The organism is Paenisporosarcina sp. P4_D4 (assembly GCF_056401835.1).
The window spans coordinates 21,481-36,366 of the sequence record NZ_JBFUIO010000022.1 but is presented as its reverse complement, the minus strand read 5'-3'; the positions used below and the strand labels follow the sequence as shown (position 1 = coordinate 36,366).

Genomic DNA, 14,886 nt, shown 5'->3' with positions numbered 1-14,886 from the left:
CTGTAGCTCCAAGTGGCAGGGACATGGGTTGGACTGCAGTCGGCGTGATCGTGGCGGTGGGTGCCATCACGTTTTGTATTTTGGTTGGTTGGATGATATCCGGGTTGACTGCTTTTTGATTGGTTTGTGGCTCATATTCCAGTTGTCTAGCTAGCAGTTTTTGTTGTTGTACATCTTCTAGTTCTACATTGGCTGTGGCAAGTGGTGTATTGCTTAAGGCGACATCATCGATATACCAACCTGCTCTCGCGCCAAAATAGTTTGTGGTGACGTTAAAGGCAATATAGATTCGTTGACCAGCATATGCAGATAGATTGATTTGGCGTGAATTCCATGCCCTAGAGATACCAGAGATGCGGGACAGCTGTTGCCAATTTTGTTGGTCTGTGGACACAAGCACATGAACATAGTCGTTGGATTCAAGTTCACGCCAGTCTTCAAACTGCAGATAGGCGTTACCTTCAGGCAGGACGATTGGAGGCATCATCAAACTCATATTGGCATCGTTGTCATAGTTACCTTTTAAATTGGTTCCGTACACTTTTTCACCAGAAGCTGCAATTTGTGGTCCATAGGCAAAGGTAGGCACTCCCCACTGCCAAGTATTTTTGGTACCGGAGGAGATCCAACCATTTGGTTGAGATTCAAAATCTTGATTGTAACCGGTGCTGATTCYAGGTTTGACTGGTACTGTGTAATCGTCAGAAGTAACCACGTTTTGCCCATAGTCCGTGATGCGCCAATGATAGGTAAGGGTTGGGATCTGTACGACATCAGCCGGAATCACGGCTTGGTACGTTCCGCTCTTATAGTCACCTGCGGTACGAGTGGCCGCTACGGTTTGCCATTCGGCAGTTTCGCTTACACGGTATTGTAGCTCTACACTGTCTATCCTGACATTGTCTTGTACTTGAACAGTAAGAGGTAATGTTATAGTCGGATAAGTTTCAGTTGGAGCGGTATGCTGATAAGTTGGATTCTCAGTATCTTGACCTTCACGAACCACTTTTCCCTGAACTCGGCCTATTCCGCTGACAATGGAGGAGACAGCGTCATAGGCATTCACTTGGCCATGACCATAACCATTGTTTGGTGAAGTTGGATAGAGGGAGTCAGTTAATGGGATTGCCGTATCAAATAAAATTTGTTCCATTTCATCAACGGTAAGAGAGGCATTCGCCTGCTTCATCAAAGCAACAACCCCAGAAAGGTGTGGTGAAGCCATGTAAGTTCCATTCTGACCGATTCCATAGCTGCCACCTAGTACGGAAGAGCGAATGTTCGCACCTGGAGCAGAGATATCCGGCTTCCCTTCTCCATATGGCGAAGGACCGCGTGCGGAGAAAGAAACAATTCGATTATTATTATCCGTTGCGCCAACAGCGAACGATTCCGGATAGTTGGATGGGATGGAGATGCTTCTAGCACTCGGACCGTAATTTCCAGCAGCGAACGAAGGGAAAATTTCAGCTGCACGCCAGTTTTGAACCATCAGGCGATACCATTCATCGGTGCCTGGTGGGCGACCCCAGGAGTTGTTCACTACGTCAGGTGCTTTTTCTGGATGTGGATTGCCCTCAGCATCTTTTGGAGCTAGAATCCATTCTCCAGCTTCCAGTAAATCGGCTTGGGTCCCACCAGACGGGGTAAAGGCTTTCACAGCGATCCATTTTGCACCTGGAGCGACACCGATTTGGTTCGTGCCATTAGGCTCAGAACCCACCATCGTACCCATGGCGCGAGTTCCAAAACCCTGATCATCATAAGGTGCAGCTTTTCCAGCAACAGCGTCAAACCAGTTGTAAGTGTTATCAGGTTGATCTGGATTGGCTGGGTTGTAACCCCGATACTTTTCTTTTAAAGCAGGGTGATTCCACTGGACTCCTGTATCGATAGTGGCGACTACAGTTCCTACACCATCAATACCCATATTATCCCAGACTTGTGGTGCCTCGATTCGTGCAATATTCCATTCGATTGAAGTGGTGCCTGCTTGGGTATCAGCTGTTGGTTGGTTGGATGTTTCACTGCCTTCATTTGAGGTCAGCTGTACCGTTTCGTTGGGTGTTATTTTTTCGACTTCTGGGAAGGTAGCAAGCTTCTCCATCACTTCTTTGGTTCCTGTTACCGACATGCCATTGACGATATAGAAGGATTGAAACTCTTYGAYATTTCCCTTCTTTTTTTCTTGATCCAGATAGGTTTTGATCGAGTATTGAGTTTCGCTAGCTTTAGCGCGAAGGGAAGAAACGACAGCAGAGCGTTTCATCAATTCSGTTTTGGCAGCCGTTTGTTTTTGAGCTTTAGCCTTTTTAGCTGTTTCGGTGGCAACTTCTTTTGTATCCACTTGATCTTTTAATTTTACTAAAAAGGTAACCGTATCATTCTCACTAAACTGATCATTCAGTTTTTTATCTACCTTTGCTTTCAYGTTTTYAGATGCTACATCCGAACTTTCAAGAAGAGAAATACTTTCTTTGGAGTTGGAATTAGCAAAKGTGAGTTGAGGTAGAAAGATAGRGAGCAACAATAATGCACATAAAATAAAACTAAATGCGAYGCGGTCATGTCTGTTCCTTTTCATCAATTCGACTCCTCTCTGAAATCGCTTACATTAAGACTTGCGTTACAAGGATCTATGGATAGATTTTATCTTTGATCTTTGCTCTCTTTTCCCCCTTGCATGATTAATGAATACCATTCGAAGTGTACACCCGCCTTAAAAAATAGTAAATTGGGGGATTTCACTTGAAACTATTAATATATTTTTTGAAAATTCAATACTAAAAAATGTTATTTGGCCTTATTTCAAAAGAATTTTCAGTTATTTTGTAGAAGAATGTCGTGAATATTGTCTAAAATTTCAGTTTTTTAATGTACTAAGTTTTAAAATTTGGGGGAATATAGAAATTTCTCGTAATTTTTTAGAAATACATTTAACAATAATAGATTAAAACAGGAAAAAAGTTCTATTTGTTGATATTCCAGATAAATAAAAAAACCTTGATAACATATTGTTTACCAAGGCTCTGTATATAGTGGTTCACCCACATGTTAATTAGAAAAATCAAAGTATGAAAAACCTTAATAGAATGTTTCATGACGGAACTTATGGATCACCTTTCGATATGATTGGAGTTACTTATAAATCAGCTGGCGAAAATATTGCTCAAGGTCAAACAACCCCTGCAGCAGTCATGAAAGCTTGGATGAATTCTCCTGGTCATAAAGCTAATATCTTGAGTAAAAACTTTACTCATATCGGAGTTGGCCATGTAGCAAGTGGAAACTATTGGACTCAACAATTTATAGGAAAATAAGAGAAAGAAGTGTGGTTAATTCCATGCTTCTTTTTTTATCTGTCTTATTATATTGTCGAAACATTTTAAATAATTTTATCCTTTGAGGGTAGCTTTTTCTTATTGCTTATAAGAGTTCGTAAAAGTGACGTTAAAAAGTGAACGTTCATTAAAAGGTATTATAGTATTGCGAACTATGTAAATGACTAAATAGGAGCAATTCAAAGCAGTTCGTAAAAGTGACCCTTTAGTTGAATAAGAAAAAAAGCTGTCTAAACAGCTAAATGATCTTCAAGTAAAGCACCCGTTCTTATTCACCATAAAATATAATTTATGAAGCTTATAAAAAACGTTGTTACCGCCAAATAAACCCCCATTCTTACTTCCTTGTTTTTAAAACTTAATTCAAATCGTTCACTCATATACTCCACCCCATTTATATCTTTATTCAACTAACCTGCCCCGTYAGTTGAAKAAGAARTCCTTTTCTACTTTTGAAAAGTCACTCMWTAAATCTATATCATTAACTTCATATTTCTTTTTTTAACCTATTWACCATAAGTTCCAACKCGGTTTTCAAATTATTAWTAAGATATTTCTTAATTTCTATGGTATTTGMAGTYTCCCRTCTGTYACGTGGCATACCTAAGTGGGCAATGTTTTATCACTTAATAGTACCTATTCTATTCGGGGTTGGTTAAAATCATCCGTCATCAACAACGTATTCTTCGATTCTGTTCAAAAGATCCGTAAAGCCGTTCAAGGTTTTATTTGTCATATCAATGAAACACCAGAAGCTACTATGAATCGGCTATGCATTCAATTCTAAATGTTTTCCACCGGGTATATATCCAAACTATTCTATTAAAACTGAATTTTCTTGAAATATATTTTATCTTATCCTATACTAGTAACGATTGAGATTGAGAGTTGAGGAGATGAAAAATACTGATGGATTTTTGAACGATTGATGTCGGAAACAGAGACGGCAGCTTCAAATGACAAGTATCAATTTATATTCGGAGGGATGGGAACGAATTGAAGAAAAGGAAACACTGTTACAAGCGAATATTTAGTATTGTAGCAACATTACTTATGGTATTTTCATTACTATCACCAGGATTCGCGGATGCTGAATCAATAAAGCCATCAAACCGTTATGTAAATGATCACCAAACTGCTGCAAAGGTAAAGGTAAGTAATCGTTTACTGGATAATTTTAAAAAAGATGATAAAGTAACTTTTTTAATCAAATTTAAAGAAAAAGCAGATACAGTAAATGCTATAAAGCGGGCGAAAGCGATTGCGAAGCAAGAAAAATTAACGGCGAATAAAGAAGAGTTTATCCAACGCTCTGCAGTAGTATCTGAGTTAAAAGCTACTGCACACGTAGAGCAGCAAAACGTTTTAAAATATCTTAAACAAGAAGAACTTAAAGGGAATGTCGAATCTTTTAATTCCTATTTTATCGTCAATGGTATGGCTGTTACAGCAACGAAAGAGGTTGCAGAAAAGATAGCAACCTTTTCCGAAGTTGAAAAAGTACTGCCAAACGAAACAAGACAATTATTTGCTTCAACAACTAAAGAGGAAAGCCTTAATTCAAATCTAGCGAATGTAGAGTGGAACGCTGAGAGAGTTGGAGCTCCGGCTTTATGGGAAAAGGGAATCGACGGTTCAGGTGTTGTTGTAGCGAGTATTGATACCGGTGTTCAATTGGATCACCCCGCATTAAAGGAAAAGTATCGCGGCTATAATGCAGCAACCGGAGAAGTTGATCACGACTTTAATTGGTTTGATGCCACAGCCGGACAATCGAGTCCATATGATGATTTAGGACATGGAACACATGTGACTGGGACAATGGTCGGCAGTGAACCAGATGGATCTAACAAAATAGGTGTAGCACCGGGCGCAAAATGGATTGCTGTTAAGGCATTCTCGGAGACTAGCGGAAGTGATGCCAATCTATTGGCTGCAGCAGAGTGGATTTTAGCACCAATAGATGCAAATGGGAATACCCGCGTTGACATGGCACCTGATATTGTTAACAACTCATGGGGTGGCGGACCAGGTCTTGATGAATGGTATCGGGATGTAGTAAGAGAATGGAGAAATGCCGGGATATTTCCTACTTTCGCAGTTGGAAACACAGGCATGACTAATGATGGCGGACCTGGATCAGTCGCCAATCCAGCAAACTATCCCGAATCATTTGCAGTGGGAGCAACGGATAGTAATGATATCGTTGGAGACTTTTCATTACGCGGCCCTTCACCATATGGTGAAATAAAGCCTGATATTTCAGCGCCTGGTGCTAATATTCGTTCATCGATACCTCGCAGTGATTACGAAGGCGGTTGGAATGGCTCATCGATGGCGGCCCCCGCTGTATCGGCAGTCGTAGCATTATTATATGAAGTAAATGCAAGTTTATCGGTTGATGAAATAGAAAAGATTTTAATAGAAACAGCAAAGCCTTTAACGGATAAGGAATATCCAGAATCACCAAATAACGGGTACGGCTATGGATTAGTCAATGCATACAATGCGGTATCTTCTATTAGTGATGGTCTAGGGACTTTGGAAGGAAAAGTGGTCCAAACGAATTTTGATTTGCCGATAAGCGGTAAAGTAAGCGTGCTTGAAAGTAGACAGTACATCAACACAAATCCTGAAAATGGCTCTTATAAACTCCCACATGCTGCTGGTAAATTTACAGTTCAAGCCGAAGCATATGGATATCAATCTAAACAGCAATCAGTAACGTTTGAAAAAGATAAAGCTATACACGCAGATTTCACATTGAATGAAATCCCAAAAGGAACTATCAGTGGTGTGATTACTGATAAAATCTCGGGGGAAGTTGTTGAAGGTGTGACATTACTCCTTATGGAAGATGCCAATATTACACCTGTGGCTACGGATAAGGACGGTAAATATGAACTTACTGCTATTGAAGGAACTTATACGTTGAGAGCCATGAGAAGCGGCTATCACAGTCAAGATGTTGATATTACAATAAAAGGAAATGAACACGCGGTTGATATTGTTCTTGATCCTTTTTACACGTATCCTGGCGGCGAAATTGGCTACGATAATGGAAAAGTTGATAGTGGCAGTATGTATTTTGGCGGTGGAGCTGGCTGGGCAGTAAAAATGTCATTGCCAGAGAATAAGAAATCAGCGATTGTCACAGATGGTGTGTTTCACTTAAAGGATAAAAAATACTCAGAAACACATGGGACGGAATTTAATGTGGAAGTATGGGATGCCTCTGGGCGCGATGGGTTACCGGGTAAGAAACTTGCTGGCCCGATAGCCGCTGAAGCTGTATTGGATGACTGGACAGTAGTTGATTTAACCGATTACAATATCAAGGTTGATGGAGACTTTTATATGGTGTATGTCCAAACACTGAATTATCCGGAGGCACTTGGTTTAGCAACCGACAACGGTAATCCATATATGGAGAGAAGCTATCAATATCTTGATGGCGAATTTTATCCAGCATTTGTTGAAGACGGTAATTATATGATCCGTGCACGTGTTAGTTATGAAGTAGACAAGCCATCAATTACTTCGCCAAAACAGGATGAAGTATTCAAAGACGAAAACATCACGGTAGAAGGAACTGCCTCACCTTCAACAACGATTAAGCTGATGAATAATAACGAAGAAGTAGGTACTGCAAAAGTTGGCGATGAAGGCAAATTTTCAATCCCAATGAAAATTAAAGACGGTAAAAATAGTTTAACAGCAGTCTCCATGTTGAATGGGAAAATGACGGGAAAATCGAATCCTGTTATTGTTTCACTACTATCCAAGGATGTCGGTCCTGGCCCTGGACCTGGTCCGGTTGATCCTAAACCAGAAATACCACCAGCATTCACAGATATTACAAATACTTTCGCAAAAGATGAAATTAATAAGCTTGCAGCGAAGGGAATTATCCAAGGGAAAACGGAAACTACCTTTGCACCAAACGCACAAATTACGCGTGCAGAATTCACCGTATTACTTGCTCGCGCGCTAAACCTTCCGTTGAAGACGTACGAGGGCAAGTTTGATGATGTGAACACAAGTAAAAAGTGGGCATTTGCAGGGATTGAAGCAGCCGCCAATGCAGGCATTGTGAACGGAATGAAGGATGGTAAATTTAATCCAGACGCTCCGATTAAACGTGAAGAAATCGCGGCAATGGTTGTAAGAGCAGTTGAGATTAAAGATAAAATAAAACTAGACAACCTAGAAAAACCAGCTAATTTTAAGGACCATCAATTAATTGGTGCATATGCAATTGATTCTGTCTATAAAGCAACTGCACTAGGTGTTATTAAAGGTAACGAAGGTCAGTTCAATCCTAAAAACAACGCAACACGTGCTGAAGCAGCAGTTATGCTCTATCGTACATTGGACACACTTAAACTACTAGACTGATTTGAAAAAGAAGAGCCGAGTAATTTCGGCTCCTTTTTTAATGCACTCTAAAAAAGTACAGATATAATTAAAATCTAATACAATTAGAAATATTGATAATCACTGTATGCCATTAATATAGAAGAAACGTATGGCCAGTACAAATTCATGGTTTCCCCCTTATCAAACCGCACGTGCCCTATTTAGGCATACGGCTTACCAATATGTTACAACGAGGTTCTAGTGTGATGCATTTCAGGTATTTTGCATCTTGTGAATGCGGAGAGGCGAAAAATACTCTTCACTTTTCATTTTGAAGCGAAACTTGTCTTGATCATATTTTTGTTTTGCCTTGATTTTCTTCTCTTTTGCGAAATCATCGAGTGTTGTACCGTATGATTTGTTGAGGTACAACCATAGACATTGAAGCCTCATTTTATTCACCCTCCCCAGTAATTTGACGAGTAGTAGTTATAGAAGTTTCAATACACCAAAGCATGATTCGAGTGCTTAACTTGTAAAAAACTCGCATATCCAGACACGTAATGGCGCGATTGAGTAATGGTTTCACAAAAAATCCCCCTCAAAATAAGAACGTTCGTTCTTGCTGTGAGGGGGATTCTAATATTGGTCTAGTGAGTATCTCTGGTTTTTTATCGGTAAATTATGGATATAGATTTCAATTTCTTTTGATCGAGCCGCCACCAATCAACCAATTTTGAGGGTTTTCCTGATTTCATCAATGGTTGCCCCGGTATTTAAGCAGCCTTCCTCTGATAGCAAATGCATTCATCGCAGTGGATGACTATTGATATGGTGTACTTACCCTAACTGGCGTTTAAATACTTTAATGGCGAAGAAGTAAGCGATGACCATGATGCTGACGCACCAGGCAAGCGCGATCCAGATATCGTTGCCAACAGACCCTTCATACAAGAGGGCACGAATCGCATTCACGATTGAAGTCACGGGCTGGTTCTCAGCGAACGCACGGACAATTTTAGGCATGGTTTCGGTGGGTACAAAGGCCGAACTGATAAACGGCAGGAAAATCAGCGGGTACGAGTAGGCTGTCGCCCCTTCCATAGACCCTGCTGTCAATCCGGGAATGACCGCCAGCCATGTCAGCGCCAGCGTAAACAGCCCGAGTATCCCAGCTACCGCGAGCCAATCCAGGATATCAGCGCTGGAACGGAAGCCCATCAAGAGCGCGACGAGGATAACCACCACGATAGTAAGCGCATTGGAAACAAGCGAGGTCAACACGTGTGCCCACAATACCGACGAGCGCTTGATGGGCATGGTAATGAAACGCGACATCAGCCCGCTCTTTACATCCGTAAACAGCCGTACAGAAGTGTAAGCGACGCCGGATGCAATAGCCATCAGCAAGATTCCCGGCAATAAATAATTGACGTAGTTGTCCGTGCCTGTCTCTATGGCGCCGCCAAATACGTAGACAAACAGCAGCAGCATCATAATCGGCGTAATCGCCACCGTGATAATCGTATCCGGGCTGCGCATGATGTTGCGCATTAAACGTCCTAGTAATACCCCTGTTTTGCTTTTCATTTACATCTCCTCCTTTTTGCCGATGATTGCGAGGAAAATTTCCTCTAATGTCGGCTGCTTCTCGATGTACTCCACTTCCGCTGGCGGGAACATCTCCTTGAGTTCGGTAAGGGTACCGGTCGTGATGATTTTTCCACCATGCAGGATGGCGATACGGTCCGCCAGTTGTTCGGCTTCCTCCAGGTACTGGGTCGTCAGCAAGATGGTCGTGCCGCCGCCGGCAAGCTCCTTGACGGTATCCCAGACTTCAATCCGCGCTTCGGGGTCAAGCCCTGTCGTCGGTTCGTCGAGAAAAATGACTGCTGGCGTCCCGATCAGGCTCATGGCGATGTCAAGCCGGCGCTTCATCCCGCCGGAATATTTGTCAGCCCGGCGGTTGGCCGCATCGGTCAGGCTGAATCTTGCAAGCAAATTGTCGGCGACTTGAGCGGGATTGGAAACTCCCCGCAACTTGGCGATCATCATCAGGTTTTCCCGCCCGGTGAGCATGCCGTCTAAAGCTGCGAACTGTCCTGTCAGGCTGATACTCTGGCGAACATGATCCGGTTGACGCTGGATGTCAAAGCCGCAAATACCTACTTCGCCGCCATCGGCCTTCATCAGCGTCGAGAGGATGTTGACTATCGTCGTCTTGCCCGCTCCATTTGAGCCCAGCAGTGCGAAAATTTCGCCACGCTGTACCTCAAAATCCACCCCCTTTAAGACTTCCTTGTCTTTAAAGGATTTTTTTAACCCTTTTACAGAAATCGCTGCATTGCTCATACTTTTTTCCTCCTTATAAAATAATCTTCTATTTAGTCTGACTGATAATCTGTACAACTTATTACCAGGTGAAAATATAACTGAATGGCGAATGTGGCAATTCACATTTGTAATCAGCTATTCAGTCGGTATTATCTATTGAATTTATTTTTTCCCAATCGCTTCATGATACTCTGATTCAAATCTTCACGATACTTGGCGACATAGGTTTTAGCGTTTGCCACTAGTTCGTCGGCAAAGGACGCCACGTCGTCCCCGGTGATTTCCAGCACTTGTCTGCCTTCCGCCGCACCGGCTTCGAACAACTCGATTAATTCATACTGCATGTGCAGCATATCCATCCCGTTGCCCGCTGAGAAATTCCACATGTAGTTTTGAATTTTCATAAATATAAACTGGTAGTCCTCTGGCAGGGCTTCAACCCGTGCCATCATCATCTTGTATTCTTTTTTATCACCAATCATTTTTTTGAACATTTCCATCATGTTATTTTTCCTCCTTTTTTATAAAGCTGAACAAGACACTCCAAAAATATTGTACGGAATATCTTATGAAGCTAGATTGACTTTAAGACGTTGATTTTTGATGATACAAAATCCCATTTTTCCCAAAACAATTCAAGTTCCTGTCGGCCAGACTAATTAAGTGAGTAAAACTTGCGGGACAGCCCCATATCTGACGGCTAGATTACCTATACTCTTCTATTTAGTCTGACTGATAATCTGTATAACTTATTACCGGGTGAAAATATAACTGAATAGCGAAGGTGGTAATTCAAACATTTGTAACCAGCTATTCAGTCGGTATTATCTATTGAATTTATTTTTTCCCAATCGCTTCATGATACTCTGATTCAAATCTTCACGATACTTGGCGACATAGGTTTTAGCATTTGCCACTAGTTCGTCGGCAAAGGATGCCACGTCGTCCCCAGTGATTTCCAGCACTTGTCTGCCATCCGCCGCGCCGGCTTCGAACAACTCGATTAATTCATACTGTATGTGCAGCATATCCATCCCGCTGCCCGCTGAGAAATTCCACATGTAGTTTTGAATTTTCTTAAATACAAACTGGTAGTCCTCTGGCAGGACTTCAACCCGTGCCATCATCATCTTGTATTCTTTTTTATCACCAATCATTTTTTTGAACATTTCCATCATGTTATTTTTCCTCCTTTTTTATAAAGCTGAACAAGACACTCATATCGTACGAAATATCTTATGAAGCTATATTGACTTTAAGACGTTGATTTTTGATGATACAAAATCCCATTTTTTCCAAAACAATTCAAGTTCCTGGCGGCCAGACTCATTAAGTGAGTAAAACTTGCGGGGCGGTCCCATATCTGACGGTTTTTTTTCTATGCTCACCAGTTTTTTCTTTTCTAATCGCACGAGGATGGTGTAGACCGTCCCTTCCACGACTTCAGTAAACCCAAGATCGTTCAGGCGGCGGGTAATCTCGTAGCCATAGGTTTCATGGCGGCTGATGATTTCCAGCACGCAGCCTTCCAGCGAACCCTTCAGCATTTCAGTTAAATTTTCCATGTTCAGTTCCTCCTCTATTTCGTCTGACTTATATTCAGTATAACTTAGTACTAAGGGGAGATTTTTACTGAATAGCTTTTGCGAAATCACGCTATTCAGTATTGCTTATTACATGTATATCGTAACACCGAGTAGCGGAGGTGTCAACTATTTTCCTTAATAATATTTTTGCAACCTCACTATTCAGTGATGTCGGTATCCAGTATGACCTACTACAGGTATATCGTAACACGTAGTAGATGGGCTGTCAACTGGATTTTCAAAATATTTATAAAACCAGTTATCCCCATTGGATACAGCCGATTTTCTTTATAGAGCTTTTACTTCCTCCTATGCTTCTTTCAAAAAAAGTTTGATTAAAAACACTTCGCAAACCCATATTTCACGATAGAAAGAAGCCATTTTGAAAAAAGATTGATCATGGCTGTTATTAGTTATTTCGTTTTTTTTAAAAAGTTTGAGCATTTTTTAGTAGTCCTTATTCAACTAAAGCATCCTTTTGTTAAAAAGTATTTAGTAGGATTTATTGTTAAAACAATCTTCACAAATGAACCTACCTTCGTTGCTTAAATATGCTTTTATTTCAGTAAAACCTTTTCGCTTAGGATAACGCATTTTCACAAAAACAACGTCGTCTTCCTTAATCTCTTTATCACAAATAGTACATTTGGGTTTTTCCCACATAAACTAAATCACCTCTAAGTAATGTTAATTCCTCTTTATATCTTTACGAATAACTTTTATAAAAGTTTCAACAACTAACCTGCCTCGTATCTTTAACTAAAGCACCCGTTTGATTCCACATAATAATTATTTATTCGGTATAATTTTTTACACTTTTCCAAAAGGACTCTGAATTATCGATTTTTTCCAAACTTGTCCTTTGTAAAATGTTTTTTAAAAGTGTAAAAAAACCGGAAAATAATTTTTAGAATTCGTTTACATGAATATGACTTCGAAAGACAAACTAATACGAAACTAAATTAAGAAAGGAAGATGGAATGTGGGCAGAGATGATAATAAAGCTACAAGTAATAACAAAAACAGTTTACCTCAAACGCCAAAAAGCTTAAAAATCCCACAAAGTCTTATCAAAGAAGAAACAGCTAGTGAATTTGCAGAAATAGGTTCCAAAGCGTTGAAAGTTTTAAACACATCCACTCATCAAAAAATTGCACCAGATCGTATTAGAGCAGAACTCGCTAGTGAATTTGCAGAAATAGGTACCCGAGCGTTAAGAGGTAAAAACACATCCATCCTATACACAACAAAGAAAGATTAGCATTGAGAAAACGCAGTAGTAATAAATGAGCTCCAAGAATTTGTCGTGGTGTAAACCTGTTATTAATTCACGATAGATAAACCTTTTCTTTTAATATTCTCATTTAAAAAGCGACCGAATATGTAAATTCGGTCGCTTTCTGATTCTTCATTATTTAGTGTTCGTTTAAACAATATCATTTGTAAATCGATCTATATCACTACATAACGCGTTTGAACATTTTTTCAATTTCGTATGTGGAGAAATGAACAATTACAGGGCGGCCGTGCGGACATGTAAATGGATGCTCGGCATGTTTAAGATCTTCCATCAGTTTGACCATATCTTCTCTCGTCAAATAGTGATTGGCTTTAATGGAACGTTTGCAACTCATCATAATGGCTGCATCTTCGCGTAATTTCTTGATGTCCGTTTTACGGGTTGTCAGTACTTGTTCAACGAGTTCTTTTACAATCTCTTCTTCGAACCCTTTCGGAAACCATACGGGGTACTCCCGCACAATAAACGTTGTCGGGCCGAACTCTTCGAGAAAAATCCCAACTTCTTCAAGTTCATTTGCCGATTCTTTTAATCGAAGTGCTTCGTCAGCAGAATAATGCATGGACAGAGGGATGAGCAGAGATTGTCTTTCATTCGACTGCACATCTCCTACCTTCTCACGGAAAAATTCATATTTAATCCGTTCCTGTGCCGCATGTTGATCGATTAAGTAAAAACCATCAGCACTTTGGGCTACGATATACGTTCCGTGGATTTGTCCGACGATATCCAACTCCGGAAAAGGTTCCTTGGACGATACTGGTACCAGATGGTCGATTGATGGCTCAGGTGAAGATTGGACCGGTTCCATCTGCTCTTTCACCATTAACGATTCTGGACTTTTATTGAAAGTCTGCATCGGCTGGAATGGAGCAGATGTTGTTGGTGTTGGTGTTGGTCTTGATTTCCACAAATCCATTTGTTCGCTTGGCGCAACCATCTTTTTCGGTTTTTCTGCAATTTCAGGTGCCCGCATAACGGATCTCAAACTCTTCCGAATCGTTTCCTCGACCAACTGTTGCAACTCTTTTTCTTTGCTCAAACGAATTTGTTGTTTCGAAGGATGAACGTTAACATCTGTTAAATATGGATCGCCTTCTATATGAAGGATAACCAGTGGAAAGCGTTCAATCGGCAAAAACGTGTGGTAAGCATTGACGATTGATTGCTGGACACTATAATGTTTTACCCAACGTCCATTGACAAATAGAGTCAGGTAATTTTTCGAAGCGCGTGTGATTTCCGGTAATGACGCATAGCCATGGATTCGGTAATCTGCTGATTCCCCTTCAAAAGGAATCATTTTTTTTGCGATGGCCATGCCATAAATAGCTGCAACGACTTGTTGCAAATCACCCCGACCATTTGTATGAAGAAGCACTTGTTCTCCATGTGTCAGTTTAAAAGCGATAGACGGATAGCATAGTGCAAGTCGATTAAGTAAATCAATGATATGCCCAAGTTCCGTCTGGATCGTTTTCATATATTTCAAACGGGCCGGAGTATTAAAAAACAACTGCGACACTTTGATATCTGTACCTTTACGAAGTGCGCCTGCCTGTTGTTTTTTTAAGTGACCCCCTTCTATCTCGATGCTTGTCCCTGTGGAAACACCGTCTGAAGTCCATAAAGAAACTTTGGATACCGATGAAATACTGGCCAGTGCTTCTCCACGGAATCCGAGTGTTCGAATTCGGAACAGATCATGTTCATTTGAGATTTTGCTCGTCGCATGTCGTGAGAATGAAAGAATTGCATCCTCTCCATCCATCCCGCTTCCGTTATCCGTTATTTGAATGGTCTGCAGTCCCGCTTCTTCCAAATACACATCAATGGAAGTGCTGCCAGCATCAATTGCGTTCTCAACGAGTTCTTTCACGACGGAAGCAGGTCGTTCCACCACTTCTCCCGCAGCGATTTTATTTGATAAAGGTTCGTCCATTAATCGTATTTGTCCCATAGGGTC

11 protein-coding genes and 2 pseudogenes are annotated in these 14,886 nt (G+C 40.9%); 3 read left to right on the top strand and 10 right to left on the bottom strand.

Annotation, left to right across the window (positions count from 1 at the left end):
* A partial coding sequence (locus AC1DSL_RS07840) for a S8 family serine peptidase (protein WP_477531801.1) occupies positions 1-2,584 on the bottom strand: 2,584 nt, incomplete at its 3' end.
* Positions 2,585-3,062: 478 nt separating this feature from the next.
* On the opposite strand from AC1DSL_RS07840, the pseudogene AC1DSL_RS07835 reads away from it, so the two are divergent.
* Positions 3,063-3,320 (top strand): annotated as a pseudogene (locus tag AC1DSL_RS07835) (CAP domain-containing protein); the annotation flags it as partial.
* A 1,017-nt stretch (positions 3,321-4,337) separates the two neighbouring features.
* Positions 4,338-7,739, top strand: coding sequence for a S8 family serine peptidase (locus tag AC1DSL_RS07830; RefSeq protein WP_477531800.1), 3,402 nt, complete (start codon positions 4,338-4,340; stop codon positions 7,737-7,739).
* Between the two features lie 234 nt (positions 7,740-7,973).
* Here AC1DSL_RS07830 and AC1DSL_RS07825 read toward each other — a convergent pair whose 3' ends face one another.
* From AC1DSL_RS07825 to AC1DSL_RS07790, 8 genes and pseudogenes are all read right to left on the bottom strand, one after another.
* The gene (locus tag AC1DSL_RS07825; protein WP_477531799.1) at positions 7,974-8,153 is read right to left on the bottom strand and encodes a hypothetical protein; all 180 of its coding nucleotides are present in this window, start codon (positions 8,151-8,153) and stop codon (positions 7,974-7,976) included.
* Positions 8,154-8,540: 387 nt separating this feature from the next.
* Positions 8,541-9,290: an ABC transporter permease gene (locus tag AC1DSL_RS07820; RefSeq protein ID WP_477531798.1), complete on the bottom strand. Its 750-nt coding sequence runs from the start codon at positions 9,288-9,290 to the stop codon at positions 8,541-8,543.
* On the bottom strand, positions 9,291-10,052 hold the full coding sequence (locus AC1DSL_RS07815; RefSeq protein ID WP_477531797.1) for an ABC transporter ATP-binding protein: 762 nt from the start codon (positions 10,050-10,052) through the stop codon (positions 9,291-9,293).
* Positions 10,053-10,183: 131 nt separating this feature from the next.
* Positions 10,184-10,537 (bottom strand): DUF1048 domain-containing protein, encoded by a 354-nt coding sequence (locus AC1DSL_RS07810; protein WP_477531796.1) that lies wholly within the window; start codon positions 10,535-10,537, stop codon positions 10,184-10,186.
* A gap of 71 nt (positions 10,538-10,608) precedes the next feature.
* Positions 10,609-10,734: pseudogene (locus tag AC1DSL_RS07805) on the bottom strand (PadR family transcriptional regulator); the annotation flags it as partial.
* Positions 10,735-10,858: 124 nt separating this feature from the next.
* Complete coding sequence (locus AC1DSL_RS07800; protein WP_477531795.1) at positions 10,859-11,212, bottom strand: DUF1048 domain-containing protein; 354 nt, start codon at positions 11,210-11,212, stop codon at positions 10,859-10,861.
* A gap of 66 nt (positions 11,213-11,278) precedes the next feature.
* Entirely contained in the window at positions 11,279-11,599 is a 321-nt protein-coding gene (locus tag AC1DSL_RS07795) for a PadR family transcriptional regulator (protein WP_342541793.1), read from the bottom strand.
* 513 nt (positions 11,600-12,112) lie between these two features.
* Positions 12,113-12,283 (bottom strand): Fe3+ hydroxamate ABC transporter substrate-binding protein, encoded by a 171-nt coding sequence (locus AC1DSL_RS07790; protein WP_477531794.1) that lies wholly within the window; start codon positions 12,281-12,283, stop codon positions 12,113-12,115.
* Between the two features lie 319 nt (positions 12,284-12,602).
* Between AC1DSL_RS07790 and AC1DSL_RS07785 the strand changes: the two genes are divergently transcribed.
* A complete protein-coding gene (locus tag AC1DSL_RS07785; RefSeq protein WP_477531793.1) occupies positions 12,603-12,881 on the top strand; it encodes a hypothetical protein in 279 nt (92 codons plus the stop codon).
* A gap of 199 nt (positions 12,882-13,080) precedes the next feature.
* On the opposite strand, the gene mutL is transcribed toward AC1DSL_RS07785, so the two are convergent.
* Positions 13,081-14,880: a DNA mismatch repair endonuclease MutL gene (gene mutL, locus AC1DSL_RS07780; protein ID WP_016427558.1), complete on the bottom strand. Its 1,800-nt coding sequence runs from the start codon at positions 14,878-14,880 to the stop codon at positions 13,081-13,083.
* Positions 14,881-14,886: the final 6 nt, after the last annotated feature.